The sequence below is a fragment of the Microbacterium sp. 22195 genome, assembly GCF_052056515.1.
In the GTDB taxonomy this organism is placed as follows: Bacteria; Actinomycetota; Actinomycetes; order Actinomycetales; family Microbacteriaceae; genus Microbacterium.
In genome coordinates this window covers 1,216,039-1,230,236 of the sequence record NZ_JBQEPE010000001.1, presented here as the reverse complement: position 1 = coordinate 1,230,236, position 14,198 = coordinate 1,216,039, and the positions used below count along the sequence as shown (strand labels likewise).

General features: G+C 71.0%; 14 protein-coding genes. 8 read left to right on the top strand and 6 right to left on the bottom strand.

Translation table 11 applies throughout. The features are described from left to right. Positions 1–7: 7 nt before the first annotated feature. Both ACTJJ4_RS06055 and ACTJJ4_RS06050 read left to right on the top strand, forming a co-directional pair. On the top strand, positions 8–394 hold the full coding sequence (locus ACTJJ4_RS06055; RefSeq protein ID WP_440942445.1) for a hypothetical protein: 387 nt from the start codon (positions 8–10) through the stop codon (positions 392–394). A 62-nt stretch (positions 395–456) separates the two neighbouring features. Continuing rightward, on the top strand, positions 457–1,212 hold the full coding sequence (locus ACTJJ4_RS06050) for a methyltransferase domain-containing protein (protein WP_440942444.1): 756 nt from the start codon (positions 457–459) through the stop codon (positions 1,210–1,212). 7 nt (positions 1,213–1,219) lie between these two features. On the opposite strand, the gene ACTJJ4_RS06045 is transcribed toward ACTJJ4_RS06050, so the two are convergent. Together ACTJJ4_RS06045 and ACTJJ4_RS06040 are read right to left on the bottom strand one after the other, a co-directional pair. Further along, complete coding sequence (locus ACTJJ4_RS06045) at positions 1,220–2,047, bottom strand: alpha/beta hydrolase (protein ID WP_440942443.1); 828 nt, start codon at positions 2,045–2,047, stop codon at positions 1,220–1,222. 10 nt (positions 2,048–2,057) lie between these two features. Next, positions 2,058–2,891, bottom strand: coding sequence for an SDR family oxidoreductase (locus ACTJJ4_RS06040; protein ID WP_440942442.1), 834 nt, complete (start codon positions 2,889–2,891; stop codon positions 2,058–2,060). Between the two features lie 175 nt (positions 2,892–3,066). Between ACTJJ4_RS06040 and cydC the strand changes: the two genes are divergently transcribed. Next, entirely contained in the window at positions 3,067–6,453 is a 3,387-nt protein-coding gene (gene cydC, locus ACTJJ4_RS06035) for a thiol reductant ABC exporter subunit CydC (RefSeq protein WP_440942441.1), read from the top strand. Here cydC and ACTJJ4_RS06030 read toward each other — a convergent pair. Both ACTJJ4_RS06030 and ACTJJ4_RS06025 read right to left on the bottom strand, forming a co-directional pair. Continuing rightward, positions 6,422–7,252 (bottom strand): M56 family metallopeptidase, encoded by an 831-nt coding sequence (locus tag ACTJJ4_RS06030; RefSeq protein WP_440942440.1) that lies wholly within the window; start codon positions 7,250–7,252, stop codon positions 6,422–6,424. The two genes, cydC and ACTJJ4_RS06030, sit on opposite strands and share 32 nt — an antisense overlap. Positions 7,253–7,262: 10 nt before the next feature. After that, positions 7,263–7,619 (bottom strand): BlaI/MecI/CopY family transcriptional regulator, encoded by a 357-nt coding sequence (locus tag ACTJJ4_RS06025; protein ID WP_285634214.1) that lies wholly within the window; start codon positions 7,617–7,619, stop codon positions 7,263–7,265. A 146-nt stretch (positions 7,620–7,765) separates the two neighbouring features. Here ACTJJ4_RS06025 and ACTJJ4_RS06020 point away from each other — a divergent pair, with 146 nt between their 5' ends. Then, on the top strand, positions 7,766–9,346 hold the full coding sequence (locus tag ACTJJ4_RS06020; RefSeq protein ID WP_440942439.1) for a cytochrome ubiquinol oxidase subunit I: 1,581 nt from the start codon (positions 7,766–7,768) through the stop codon (positions 9,344–9,346). Positions 9,347–9,367: 21 nt separating this feature from the next. Then, entirely contained in the window at positions 9,368–10,405 is a 1,038-nt protein-coding gene (gene cydB, locus ACTJJ4_RS06015) for a cytochrome d ubiquinol oxidase subunit II (RefSeq protein ID WP_440942438.1), read from the top strand. Positions 10,406–10,550: 145 nt separating this feature from the next. Here cydB and ACTJJ4_RS06010 read toward each other — a convergent pair whose 3' ends face one another. Then, a complete protein-coding gene (locus ACTJJ4_RS06010; RefSeq protein WP_440942437.1) occupies positions 10,551–11,024 on the bottom strand; it encodes a DUF1772 domain-containing protein in 474 nt (157 codons plus the stop codon). 59 nt (positions 11,025–11,083) lie between these two features. Here ACTJJ4_RS06010 and ACTJJ4_RS06005 point away from each other — a divergent pair, with 59 nt between their 5' ends. The 3 genes from ACTJJ4_RS06005 to ACTJJ4_RS05995 all read left to right on the top strand — a co-directional run bounded on the left by ACTJJ4_RS06005 (position 11,084) and on the right by ACTJJ4_RS05995 (position 12,637). After that, complete coding sequence (locus ACTJJ4_RS06005; RefSeq protein ID WP_440942436.1) at positions 11,084–11,650, top strand: TetR/AcrR family transcriptional regulator; 567 nt, start codon at positions 11,084–11,086, stop codon at positions 11,648–11,650. Between the two features lie 140 nt (positions 11,651–11,790). Next, positions 11,791–11,949: a hypothetical protein gene (locus ACTJJ4_RS06000; RefSeq protein ID WP_292701279.1), complete on the top strand. Its 159-nt coding sequence runs from the start codon at positions 11,791–11,793 to the stop codon at positions 11,947–11,949. A gap of 91 nt (positions 11,950–12,040) precedes the next feature. Continuing rightward, positions 12,041–12,637, top strand: coding sequence for a gamma carbonic anhydrase family protein (locus ACTJJ4_RS05995; RefSeq protein ID WP_292701281.1), 597 nt, complete (start codon positions 12,041–12,043; stop codon positions 12,635–12,637). Positions 12,638–12,744: 107 nt separating this feature from the next. On the opposite strand, the gene gdhA is transcribed toward ACTJJ4_RS05995, so the two are convergent. Beyond that, on the bottom strand, positions 12,745–14,163 hold the full coding sequence (gene gdhA, locus ACTJJ4_RS05990; RefSeq protein ID WP_440942435.1) for an NADP-specific glutamate dehydrogenase: 1,419 nt from the start codon (positions 14,161–14,163) through the stop codon (positions 12,745–12,747). Positions 14,164–14,198 lie beyond the last annotated feature (35 nt).

The following is a 14,198-nucleotide window of genomic DNA, read 5'->3' as shown; positions in this document are numbered from 1 at the left end:
CGAGACGATGAGCGACCTGGAGTTCCGCCCGATCGGCGACAGCTTCCTGCGCTGCGTCCTGCAGATCGGCGGTGACACGTATTCGAGTGGGGTGCTTGGCGAGCAGCCGTGGGAAGACGCCGAGAGGCATGACGTCGAAACCGCTGCACGGGCCGCCTTCGAGGTGCTGCAGTCGATGCCTCAGTCCGACCTCTTCCGTGAGGTCGCACTGCGGATGCCCGGCGACGCCGACCCGGCTCTCGTCGCACGATGCGAGCTCGTCTCCGTCAGCGCGTTCTGGAGCTCCGCGGACCACTCGCTGGCGATCTCGCTGGCGTACGGATTCGACGACGGGGCGTACCTCATCGCGTCGATGGTCGGTGGAGCGATCGCGGCGGTGTCGCTCGCCGAGTGATGCAGGGCGGCATCCTCCGGGAGTGGGACGCGGCGGCCCGCTGATCGTGTGAGGATCGAGAGATGGCCGACACCTTCGAGGAGCTCATCGCGGATGCCGAAGCAGCCGACGTCACCGGCTGGGGCTTCGACTGGCTCGACGGGCGGGCCACCGAGGAGCGTCCGCCCTGGGGATACGCCCGCCTGCTCGCGGAGCGCTGGGCATCCGCGCGCGCGGCCCTCGATCTCGACACCGGAGGCGGGGAGGTGCTGGCCGAGGCATCCGTCTTCCCGCCGGTCGCCGTGGCGACCGAGGCATGGCCGCCCAACGCCGCACAGGCCACGGCACGACTGCATCCCCGCGGCGTCGCCGTGGTGCAGACCGCGCCGGGCGCGCCGCTGCCGTTCGCAGCCGGCGGCTTCGACCTCGTCACCAGCCGGCATCCGGTATCACCGGACTGGGAGGAGATCGCGCGCGTCCTGAGCCCGGGCGGCACCTACCTCGCGCAGCACGTGGGTCCTGCGAGCGGATTCGAGCTGATCGAGTATTTCCTCGGCCCGCTGCCGAGGGAGCGCCAGGGGCGCGATCCGCAGGTCGAGGCGGATGCCGCGCGTGCGGCCGGTCTGGAGATCGTCGATCTGCGCACCGCGCGTCTGCGGATCGAGATCAGGGACGTCGGCGCGGTGGTCTACCTGCTGCGCAAGCTGGTCTGGTGGGTTCCCGGCTTCACCGTCGACGCGTACCGCGACCGCCTTCGCGACCTGCACGAGCAGATCCTGCGGGACGGCGTGTTCGAGGATCACTCCTCGCGGCACCTCATCGAGGCGCGCAGGACCTGACCCGCGCTCAGCGCCACAGCCAGCGCAGCGCATCCGGCAGCAGCACGCCGCCGTGATTCGGGCTGTGCCCTCCGTCGCCGACGACCAGGCGCACGTCGTGCCCGGTCCGGGTGAGGGCTGCCGCGGTCTCCAGGGACTCCGCGAACCAGTTCCACTCCGGATCGTTCCAGCCGATGTCCCGGTGCGCGGCGTGCAGCAGGATGCGCAGCTCGCGGCGCGCGCCGTCGCGCAGAAGCCGCGGATACGGATTGCCCTCCGGCATCTGCGCGAAGCTCGGGTTGAACGCGATGACGCGGCGGAAGACCTCCGGTCGCTGCCAGCCGGCCGTGAACGCCGCATCGCCCCCGGAGCTCCCTCCGCAGATGCCGTGGCCTCCCGGCTCGAGGATGTGCAGTGCGGCGACCCGCGGCAGCACCTCGTCGATGAGGAACCCGGCGTAGCGGCCGTCAGCGGCGTCGTACTCGATGTTCCGGTTCTTCGGATCCTCGGATGCCGTGCGGATCCCGGGGTCGACGAAGACGCCCACCGTCGGCGGGATCGCGTCCTGCGCGGCGAGGTTGTCCAGCACGAACCCGGCGCGCACGTCGCCCTCGGGGTCGAGGTACCACCAGCCGTCGTTGAAGAGCATCACGGATGCCGGACGCAGCGAGTCGTGGCCGGCCGGCACGTGCACCCAGACCGAGCGGGTCGTGCCGGGGTAGGCGATGCTGTCATCGATCGTGAACCGCTCGATGCGGCCCGCAACGACGCCGGGGGACGGGAGTGAGTCCGGACCGTAGGCGTAGCTCACGTCGTCCTGGCTGACGGGGAGCGAGGTGTAGGGCTGCATGGTCATGACATCCTCCTCATCGCAGGGCGAAGCCGCCGTCGCTGCTGAGCACCTGACCGACGACCCACGATCCGGCATCGGAGCACAGCCAGCCGATCAGACGGGCGGGATCCTCCGGCCGGCCGAACCGGCCGAACGGAGTGCTCTCCAGGAACCCCGGAAGCCAGCTCAGGTCGCGGTCCGTGGTCTCCGGGTCGAGGTAGCCGGTGTTCACGGGCCCCGGGTTGATCGTGTTCAGGACGATGCCGAGGTCGAGGAGCTCGGCGGCGACCGTGCGGGTCACGCCTGCCAGACCGGCCTTGCTGGTCGCGTAGGCGACCTCGTCGCGCATCGGACCGTCTCCCTGACCCGAGGTCATCCAGATCACGCGGCCGGTGGGCGCGTCGAAGGGCGCGGATGCTCCGCCATCCCGCTTCCTGCGCGCGAACCCGGCCGTCAGCAGCAGGCTCGCCCGCGCGTTGGTCTGCCAGTGCGCGTCGAGCCGGTCGGCGGTCATCTCCAGGATGCTGCCGTCCGACCCGCTCAGGGCCTGGTTGCACACCAGGATGTCGAGGGAGCCGGTCAGCGCCGCCGCGTCGAGCAGATCCTCGATCTCCTGCGCGTCCCGCAGGTCGGCGTGCCGGTCGGCCGTGACGGCGCCGGGCGCGAGCGCATCGCGGATGCCGTTTCGCACGGCTTCGAGGTCGTCGCCGCCCCAGGGCTGGGCGGTGTCGTGCGGACGGAAGTGATGGATGAAGACGTCGGCGCCGAGCGAGGCGAGCTCGCGGGCGACGGCGAAGCCGATGCCCTTGCGGCGGGAGACGCCGGTGACGAGTGCGGTCTGTCCGGAAAGGGGCAGCGGGCGGTGCATGGTGGATCCTTCGGTCGTGGATGCCGCGGCACGCCGGACGGCGGCCTGACGGCGGGGACGGAGGCGACTCACCTGCACTGCATGCCGCCACCGTAGCATCCCGTGCGCCGAGCGCGTCAGCCGGGGGTGGAACGATCCGGCGCCAACGCTCTTCTACAAGCGGTAGAATTCAGGGGTGAGCGTCGATCCGATCCCGAACGATCCCTGGGCGGCCGAGGCCGAGCGCGCGCGGCGAGCTCCCGGATTCCGCCGGCCCGACCTCGGGCCGGTTCCGAAGCCCTCGATCTATCTGCTGGGAGTGCTGGCCGCCTCGCGCGCCGTCGGGCTCGTGCTGATCGCCGAGGCTGTCGCGCGCGGTATCGGGGCTCTGGCCGGGTCCGGCATCACCTCGGAGGCCGCCCGGACGATCCTCCTGCTCGGGCTCCTCGGCATCCTGCTGCGCGCCGGAGGCGAGTGGGCGACCTCGGTCGTCGCACGGCGCATCGCCACCACCGTCAAGCGCGACCTGCGCAGCCGGCTGTGGCGGCGGATCGCCCTCGGCGGGACGGACGGCGGCGGCACCGCCGTGCTCGCCGCCGACGGGCTCGACGATCTCGACGACTACTACGTGCAGACACTCCCCGCGCTGATCGCGGCGGCGGTGGTGCCGCTGATCGTCGGCGTGAGGATCCTCGGCGCGGACTGGCTCAGCGCGCTCATCATCGTGCTCACCATCCCTCTGGTGCCACTGTTCATGATCCTCATCGGCAAGCACACCCAGCAGCGGACGGATGCTGCGCTCACCGCCCTCACCCGGCTCGCCGACCACCTCACCGAGCTCGCGCGCGGGCTTCCCGTACTGGTCGGACTCGGTCGCGTCGACGAGCAGACACGCGCCCTCGACGACATCCAGCGGCGCTATCGCGCGCGCACGGAGGAGACGCTGCGCTGGGCGTTCCTGTCGTCGCTCGCACTGGAGCTCATCGCCACGATCTCGGTCGCCCTCGTCGCGGTCGTACTCGGCCTGCGTCTGCTCGATCGCAGCATGACGCTGGAGCCGGCGCTGATCGCTCTGATCCTCGCGCCGGAGTGCTTCCAGGCCATGCGCGACGTGGGGGCGGCGTTCCACGCCTCACAGGACGGGCTCTCCGCCCTCGACCGCGCCCGGGCTCTGCTGGCGAAGCCGCGCCCGCGCGGGGCCCGGACGGAGCCTGCTCCCGGAATGCACGTCGAGAAGCTCACCGTCCGGTACGCCGGGCGGGAGGCGCCGACGCTGAGCGACTTCACGGCGCACCTGCACGGGATCACCGCGATCACCGGTCCGAGCGGCGCGGGCAAGTCGACGCTGCTCGCCGCGCTCGCCGGTGTGCTGCCGGCGGATGCCGAGGTCACGGGCGCGATCCGGGGAGCGGATGCCGTCGCCTGGGCGCCGCAGGCACCCAGGGCGTTCGCCGACACGCCGCGGGCAGAGGTCGCCCTGTACGGCGGAGGCGACGACGCCCTCGAGGAGGTCGGACTCGGCGCGCTCGCCGACGCGGCCGTCGCCGAGCTGAGCCCGGGGGAGCTGCGGCGTCTCGCCGTCGTCCGTGCGCTGGCGAGAGCGGATGCCGGCGCCCGCCTGCTGGTGCTCGACGAGCCGACCGCCCACCTCGATCCCGCTGCCGCTCAGCTCGTGCGGGATGCCATCCGCCGGCGCGCGGCGGCCTGCATGATCGTCTTCGCCAGCCATGAGCCGGAGACCCTCGCCCTCGCCGACTGGCATATCCCGGTCGGAGAGGCATCCGCACCATCCGTCCTGAAGGAGGATGCCGCTTCTGAAGGAGGATCCGCTTCCGAGCAGCCTTCAGAAGTGCAGGCGTCCTTCAGAAGCGAGCCGCACGAAGGCGCGCCGCGCGCGCCCGAGCCCGCTCGCCGCCTCACCCTGAGCTCGCTGCTGCGCCCGCACGCCCGGCTGTGGGCGGCATCCATCGCGCTGGGGGCGCTCGCCGCAGGCCTCGCCGCCGCGCTCACCGCCGTCTCGGGATGGCTCATCGTCCGCGCGGGCGTCGAGGAGTACATCATGTACGTGCTCGTCGCGATCGTTGGCGTGCGGGCCTTCGGCATCGGCCGCTCGGTGGCGCGGTATGCGGAGCGGCTCGTCACGCACCGGGCGGCGTTCCAGGTCGTCGATGCACTGCGCCTGCGCCTGTGGCGCGCGATCGCCGCGCGCGGCGCGGGCTCTCGCCGGCTGCTGGAGGGCGGTGCCCCGCTGGACTACCTCGTGACGCTGGCCGACGACCTGCGCGACCAGCTTCCGCGCATCATCCCGCCGATAGGCGCCGGCATCCTCGTCATCGCGGGCACGATCGCGACGACCGCGGCGGTCACGCCTCATCTGACCGCGCTCGTCGGCGTCCTGCTGCTCGCCTCCGTCATCGTCGCGACGACACTCGCCATCCGCAGCGAGCGCGGCGCCGGAGCCGAGCGCATCGCCGCGCGCTCGGCGATCGTCCGCGGCACGTCGGCACTGGCATCCGCTTCCGAGGATCTGCGGGGGAACGGCGTCAGCGATCGCGCCCTGCGCGAGCTCGACGCGCACGCCGGACTGCTCGCGACGGCCGAGCGCCGGGCCGCCTGGTCGGCAGGACTCGGCACCGCGGTCGTCACCGCGGCCACGGCGCTGCTGGCCGTGCTCGTCCCGCTGCTGTCGGCGGACGCACCCGCGGCGTCGGCATCGATCGTGGCGCTGCTCGCGCTCGCCGTGCTGGAGCCCCTGGCGGCCCTCGTCGCGTCGGCGCAGCGCATGCCGGCGCTGCGCGCACTGCTCGCGCGGCTCGACCCGATCCTGCAGCCGGCACCCGCTCCGGCCTGGCGGACCGGGCATCCGGATGCCGTGCGTCAGGTCGCGCTCGAGCGCGTCACGGTGCGCTACCCGGGCACCGCCCGCCCGGCCGTGGCCGGTGTGACGGGGACGGCGGCGCGGGGGCGCTGGCTCGTCCTGGACGGGCCGTCGGGGTCGGGCAAGTCCACCGTGCTGTCCGCGATCATGGGGGCGCTGCCCGTCGAGACGGGCGAGATCCGCGCGGACGACCGTCCGCTCGCCTCGCTGGAGGAGCGCGCCTGGCGGGACCGCGTCGCCTGGTGCCCGCAGGACGCCTACGTCTTCGACTCGACGCTCCGGGGCAACCTGCTGCTCTCCCGCGCACGCGATGATGCGCCCGACGACCGCGACATGCGTGACGCGCTGGAGCGTGCCGGGCTGGGCATCCTGATGGACTCCCTCGCCGACGGGCTCGACACCCGAGTCGGCGCAGGAGGATCGGCTCTGTCCGGAGGGGAGCGCCAGCGACTGGCCGTGGCGCGGGCGCTGCTCACCCGGGCCGACGTGATCCTGCTCGATGAGCCCACGGCGCACCTGGACGAGCCCACCGCGGCGGCGATGATGGCCGACGTCCGCGCGGCGACCGCCGACCGGATCGTCGTCCTGGTCTCGCATCGTCCCGGGGATCGCAGGGACGGCGACGCCGTGCTGCAGCTCGGCGACACGGCTCCCGCGACGGCGGGTGCCCGCGTCAGCCTGCGAGCCGGCGGAACCGGTCGCTGACCCGCATCGACCCCGACACCGGCTGATCCGCACCGGGCACGCCGCTGGCGCCCACCTGCAGGATCGCGCGCGCCAGCACCTCGTCATGCACCTCACGGCGAGCATGGTCGTCGGCGAGCATCTCCACCAGCGCCGCGACCTCGACTTCGGCGCGCGCCGCGATCGGGAACCACGGCAGTGCGGAGCGCCAGGCCCGGAAAGCCAGCAGCAGCAGGTCGTGGCGCTGCTCCACGTGGGCGCGCTCGTGCGCGATGACCGCGACGAGCTCATCCGCGTCGAGACGGTCCAGCAGGCCCTGCGACAGCACCGTCACCGAGCGCGCGCCGCGGGGCAGGCAGTACGCGACGGGCACGGCATCGTCCAGCACCCGGGTGCGCGCGCGGGTGGGGTGCGGGGAGGTGAGCATCTCGAGCAGCGCCAGGTGGCGGTGGCGCAGCCGCGTGACCTGCACGACCGTGATCGCGAGATGGGTCAGGAGGTACACGGTGAACAGCGCGGCGGGGATCGGCGCGAGCCACGGATGCTGCGGAAGGGCCGCGTAGCCGGCCAGTGCGAGCGCGCCGATCATCGACAGCCCTCCGGCCAGGCCGATCACCTGCCAGAGCAGCAGCGCCATCACGGGTGCGCGCATGGGCCACGTGGCGCGGGAGAGGGCGACCGGCACCGGCCACGCCAGTGCGACGGCGACGACGCCGAAGACGACAGCAGCGGCGATGACGACCGCATGCGGGATCACCAGGGCCCCAGCCATGCCGGGATCCGCCAGCGCGTGGTCGACCGAGGTCAGCGGGCCGATCATGGCCGTGTGCTCAGCCCGCGCCGCCGAGCAGACGGCGCAGCACGGCGGCATCCTCCGCCGACACGCCGCCCACGAAGCGCTCGAGCACCGCGGTGCGGTCGCCCGCATCGCCCAGCACGGAGTGCATCAGCTCGGCCACGTGATCGGCTCGCGACGCGACCGCCGTGTACCGATGCGGTCGCGAGGAACGGTCCGATGCGACGAAGCCCTTCTTTTCCAGTCTCGACAGCACGGTCAGCAGCGTCGTCGCCGCCAGGGTCCGGCCGTCGGCCTCCAGGGTGTGCTGCACGTCGTAGGCGCTCAGGGACCCGTCCGCGTCCCAGAGCGCGTCCATGACGGCGCGTTCCAGTTCTCCGAGCGTGCTCATCGGCGCCTCCCGTGCCTGTGATGGTTTCTTCCGGCGCATCCATTCTACCTCTCGTCGAAATTGTTCTATTGTGTGTCGAAGTAGTTCTACAAGGCGTAGAATTCAAGAGGATCGGACGCACGGAACGATCCGAGGAGGAGATCCGCATGGACGTGCTCGACATCGCCCGCTGGCAGTTCGGCATCACGACCGTCTACCACTTCCTGATGGTGCCGCTGACGCTGGGCCTGGGCATGATGGTCGCGATCATGCAGACCTGCTGGGTGCGCACGGGAGACGAGAAGTTCCTGCGCATGACCAAGTTCTGGGGCAAGGTCTACCTGATCAACTTCATCGTCGGCGTGGCGACCGGCCTGGTGCAGGAGTTCCAGTTCGGCATGGCATGGAGCGAGTACTCCCGCTTCGTCGGCGACGTGTTCGGGGCCCCGCTCGCGATGGAGGGCCTGCTCGCGTTCTTCGTCGAGTCGACCTTCCTCGGCATCTGGATCTTCGGCTGGGGCCGCCTGCGCAAGGGCCTGCACCTCGCCGCGCTCTGGTGCGCGGTGATCGGATCGTGGATCTCGGCGTTCTTCATCATCGTCGCGAACTCCTGGATGCAGCATCCCGTCGGCGTGGAGATGGGAGCCGACGGGCGGCCGGTCATGACCGACGTCTGGGCCGTGCTCACCAACAACACCGCCCTCGCCGCCTACACGCACACGGTCCTCGGCGCGCTGGTCGTCGCCGGCATGTTCCTGCTCGGCATCTCCTGGTACCACCTGTGGCGTCGTCGCCACGACGGCATCGACACGGTCGACGAGACGGGCCGTGTGGTCGTGGGGGAGACGGATGCCGCGCCAGGGCGCGACCGCACCGACCACGGCGTGTGGATCTGGTCGTTGCGGCTGGGCGCCGTCGTCGCCGTCCTCGGCTTCCTCGGGACGGTCGTCTCCGGTGACGTCCAGGGCAAGCTCATGTACGAGCAGCAGCCCATGAAGATGGCAGCCGCGGAAGCCGCCTGCCACACCGGCTCGGACTTCTCGGTGCTCTCGCTCGGCGATCCCGGATCGAAGGACTGCGGCGACGTCATCACCCTGATCGCGGTCCCCGGGGCACTGGGCTTCCTGGGCACGGGGGAGTGGGGTGCCGACATGCCCGGCATCCGCGACCTCGAGACGCACTACGTCGACCAGTACGGCAAGACCATCCCGGACGAGGCGATCTACGGCGACCTGGCCGGCAGCGACGTGCAGTACGTGCCGGTGATGTGGGTCACCTACTGGGGCTTCCGCCTCATGATCGGCCTGGGCGGCGTCGTGGCGCTCGGCGGCCTGGTGGCGCTGTGGCTGACCCGCAAGGGCACCGTGCCCCGCTCGCCGTGGATCATGCGCCTGGCGCTGCTCGGCATCGTCGCCCCGTTCGCGGCGAACATCGCGGGCTGGATCTTCACCGAGCTGGGACGGCAGCCGTTCGTCGTGGCCCCCAACCCCACCGGCGTCGACGGGGTGTACATGTTCACCGCCGCGGCCGTCTCGCCGGGAGTCACGGCCGGAGAGCTGCTGTTCTCGGTGATCACGCTCAGCGCGGTCTACGGGATCATGCTCGTGATCGAGCTGGTGCTGATGGTCAAGTACATCCGCGGTGGGGTCGCGGCATCCATGCCCGAGCTCGCCACCCGGGCATCCGACTCCGACGACGACCACCCGTCCGGTGACCACCGCGACGACGTGCTCGCGTTCGCGTACTGAGCGCTGAGAGGAACAAGGAAAATGGAACCGCTCCCCGTCGTCTGGTTCATCGCGATCGCCGTGCTCTGGACCGGCTACCTGCTGCTCGAGGGCTTCGACCTCGGTGTCGGCATGCACATGATCTTCTCCACCCGCTCCGAGCGCGATCGTCGCGTCATGCTCAACACCATCGGGCCGGTGTGGGACGGCAACGAGGTGTGGCTGATCACCGCAGGCGCCGCGATGTTCGCGGCCTTCCCCGCCTGGTACGCGGCACTGTTCTCGACCCTCTACGTGCCGCTGACGATCACCCTGGTCGGGCTGATCATCCGTGCCGTCGGCATCGAGTACCGCGGCAAGCTGCACACCGAGCGCTGGCGCACGATCTGGACCTGGATGATCGGCCTCGGCTCGCTGATCGTCGCGTTCTGCGTCGGTGCGGCCCTGGCGCTGACCTCGACCGGGCTGCCGCTGGATGCCAACGGCGACCGCGTCGGCGGGCCGTTCGTGTGGCTGACCCTTCCCGCGGTGCTCGGCGGTCTCGCCGTCGTCGGGTTCGCGCTGCTGCACTCCGCCACCTTCCTCGGCCTCAAGGCCGACGGTCCGGTGCGAGAGCGCGCCGGACGCTTCGCCGCGCGATGGGCGCCGCTGTGCCTGGCGCCCGCGGCGGCGTGGGCGATCCTCGTGCAGATCGAGCACGGCGGCACTCCGCTGGCGTGGACGTTCATCGCGCTGGCCGTGGTCGCGGCGGTGGCCGGCTGGATCGCCGCACGCGCCCGTCGCGAGGGTTTCGCATTCCTCGGCTTCGCCGGGTTCGGGCTCTTCGGCGTCGCCGCGATCTTCGCGGGGATGTTCCCGCTCGTGCTGCCGTCGACCGTGGACGCGGCCTTCGACCTCACCGTCTGGAACGCCGCCAACGGCCCGTACACCCTGGGGGTCATGACCGTGGTCGCCGCCGTTTCGCTGCCCGTCATCCTGCTCTACCAGGCCTGGAGCTACTGGATCTTCCGCAAGAGGGTGACTCCCGGCATGATCCCCGAGGTGCACATCGTGCTCCCGGCCGTGCTCCGCGCACGCTGACGGATGCGGCGGGCTGAGCGCCTGCCGCGGGAATGTGCGCTTCGCGCGGATCGGATGCCCGTGTCCGTCCGCGCCAAGCGCACTTCTCCGCGTGAAGCGCCCGGCGATCTCCGTGCCGGCACCCTGTCGGAGGCGGGACCGGTTCTCACAGCAGAGCGAGCGTGCTCAGCAGCAGGAGCAGAGTCGCCGCGATGAGCGTCACGCGCAGCGGGAGGATCGAATCCCAGCGGGCCTGCAGGGATCGGGCATCCGCCGGCACCTCGTCGGCGAGAGCCGCCGCGGTCAGCGCGGTGTTGATCGGCTTGGCGATGCGGGCATAGACGAGCAGCCAGGTGACGAGCAGCACCAGCCCCGCCGCGGAGAGGATGCCCAGGAGCGTCGTGCCCCAGATGAACGCGGCGGCGGCCGTGACCGCGGTGAGGATCGTCGCGGGGATGCCGATACCCGGCATCCGGCGGTCTGCGTAATAGTGGCCGCGACCGACCACCTGCACCAGGGCGCGGTCGTCGAGGTCGGCGTAGACGGAGCGCTGGACGAGCAGACCGACGACGTCCGCGCCGAAGATGACGGCGAGGCCGAGGACGGCGAACGCCGCGGTGATGGCGATGATGACGGTCATGGTTCCTCCGATTCGGTAGTGTTAGCGATGCTAACTGTTAGCGGTGCTAATCTAACCTCATGCCCCGAGCAGCGCAAGACATCGAGCGGATCCGCGAACGGGAGCGCCGTATCGTCCGTGCTGCCCGCGAGATCGCCGAGGGGGAAGGCTGGGCCGCAGTCACCGTGCGGCGCCTGGCCGACGCCATCGGCTTCAGTCAGCCGATCCTGTACCGGCACTTCCCGGGCGGGAGGGAGCAGATCATCGACCAGGTCGTCATCGACGGCTACACCGAGCTCCTCGCGGCGATCGGCACCGGCGGTGAGGGCCTGGAACCTCTCGTCACCGCCTACCTCGCCTTCGCCCGCGAGAATCCCGCGGTCTACGAGGCGATGACCTCGGCGCGCACGGGCATCGTGTTCGCGTCCGCCGAGACGCCCGAGATCCTGCGGGAGGGGTTCGCGATGTTCGAGCGGGCCGTCGGCGGGGGCACACCGCGGCACCGCGCGGTGCGCGCCGAGCTGCTGTGGAGCACGCTGCACGGCGCCAGCCGGCTTGACGCGGACGGTCGCTTCGACGCCGCGCTCGACGACATCCGCGCCGACGAGATCATCGCGCTCTTCGGTGCCCCGCAGACGGAGGGCTGAGCGCCGGGCTCCCGGCGGCCAGGGACGCGCGCCCCGGATCCTCGGCACCCCCGCTGCAGGCGTACGGGCCGCCGTAGCGGACGTGGATGCCCTGGTCAACGCCCTGTGCGTCTCGACCGGCCGCCGCCATGCTGGAGCGCATGTGGACTCTGCTGATCGTGCTGCTCGTCTTGTGGCTGGGCATGTCCGTGCTCGGATTCGTGGTGAAGGGGCTGCTCTGGCTCGCGGTCCTGGGCATCGTGCTGTTCCTGGCGACGCTGGTGTTCGGGTTCATCCGCAAGGGGCGCACCGACACCTGACCGGCCCTCGGACCGACGACTCGGCGGCGCGGCGAAGGACCCGCCGCCATCCCGTGCTGACCGGGTGCGCGGGCCGGACTAGTCTGGCCGCATGATGTACGAGCACCTCGGGGCTCGGCCCCGCATCCACGACACCGCCGTCGTGGCGCCGACCGCTGTGATCTCCGGCGACGTGGAGATCGGACCGAACTGCCAGGTGCTGCACGGCGCCGTGATCACCGCCGAGGGCGGACCGATCACGCTGGGCGAGCACGTCATCGTGATGGAGAACGCGCTCATCCGAGCGACCGCCGCCAATGCCGTGCACATCGGCGATCACACGCTGGTGGGAACCCTCGCGAGCATCGCCGGTGCCACCGTCGGCGAGGAGGTGTTCTTCGCCTCCGGCGCCCGCGTGTTCAACGGGGCGCTGGTCGGCTCGCACTGCGAGATCCGCGTGAACGCGATCGTGCAACGGCGTGCGGTGCTCCCGGAGGGCACGGTGGTGCCGATCGGCTGGATCGCGGCCGGCCATCCGGTGCGGATGTTCTCGCCTGACCAGGCCGACGAGATCGCGGAGGCCATGCCGGACCTGGACTTCCCGGGCCACGTCTTCGGCGTCGACCGCGACACCCCCGATCTGATGGTGCAGCTCACGGAGCGCTACGCCAGTTCACTGGCCCGTCACGCCGACGACCGCCAGCTCTGAGGTCGCCGAGCCACCACCGAGACGCCGAGCCACCACGCAGGATCAGGTGATCCGCATGGTGGCTCGGCGTTTGCGTGGTGGCTCGGCGGGTTCGCCGGGCAGTCGGGTCAGATGACGCCCTGGGCCAGCATCGCGTCGGCGACGCGCTCGAAGCCGGCGATGTTGGCGCCCGCGACGTAGTCGCCGGGAGTGCCGTAGCGCTCGGCGGCGCGGAAGGACGCGTCGTGGATGTCGGTCATGATGTCGCGCAGCTTCTGCTCGCTGTGATCGAAGTTCCAGCGCTGGCGCGAGGCGTTCTGGCTCATCTCGAGCGCCGAGGTGCCGACGCCGCCGGCGTTCGCGGCCTTGCCAGGCGCGAACAGCACGTCCGAGTCCTGGAAGGCGCCGACGGCCTCCGGGGTCGAGGGCATGTTGGCGCCCTCGGCGACGGCCCGCACGCCGTTGGCGATCAGCATCCGGGCGGAGTCGAGGTTCAGCTCGTTCTGCGTGGCCGAGGGCACGGCGATGTCGACCGGCACCTCCCACACGTTCCCGCCCTCGACGAACCGGGCGCCGGGGCGGCGGTTCGCGTACTCGACGATGCGGCCGCGCTCGACCTCCTTGATCTGACGCAGCAGCCCCAGGTCGATGCCGGCGTCGTCGACGATGTAGCCGGAGGAGTCGGATGCCGTGATCGCGCGCGCACCGAGCTGCTGGGCCTTCTCGATCGCGTAGATCGCGACGTTGCCCGAGCCGGAGACGGCGACGCGCTTGCCCTCGAGGGTCTGGCCGTGGACGGCCAGCATCGACTGCACGAAGAAGACCGCGCCGTAGCCGGTGGCCTCGGTGCGCACCTGCGCGCCGCCCCAGCCGATGCCCTTGCCGGTCAGGATGCCGGACTCATGGCGGTTGGTGATCTTGCGGTACATGCCGAACATGTAGCCGATCTCGCGGCCGCCGACGCCGATGTCGCCCGCGGGGACATCGGTGTGCTCGCCGATGTGGCGGTACAGCTCGTTCATGAACGACTGGCAGAACCGCATGACCTCGGCCTCGCTCTTGCCGTGCGGGTCGAAGTTCGATCCGCCCTTACCGCCGCCGATGCCCTGACCGGTGAGCGCGTTCTTGAAGATCTGCTCGAAGCCGAGGAACTTGATGATCGAGATGTTGACCGAGGGGTGGAAGCGCAGACCGCCCTTGTACGGGCCGAGGGCCGAGTTGTACTGCACGCGGTATCCGCGGTTGACCCGCAGCCGGCCGCTGTCGTCGATCCACGGCACGCGGAAGATGATCTGGCGCTCGGGCTCAACCAGGCGCTCCAGGATACCGTTCTCGATGTACTTCGGGTGCCGCTCGAGCACCGGGCCGATGGAGTGCAGCACCTCGTGCACTGCCTGGTGGAACTCCGGCTCGTTCGGGTTGAGCGAGCGCACCGTGTCGAAGATCGGCTGTGCGGCAGCGCTGAGCGGATGGAAGTCGGCAGTGGTTTCGGTCACGCGGGAAGCTTTCTCGGAGAGGGATGGGGGATGCGAGCGATCGTGTCGCATGGATGCTTCGCCGGATCAGGCTGATTTTCACCCTA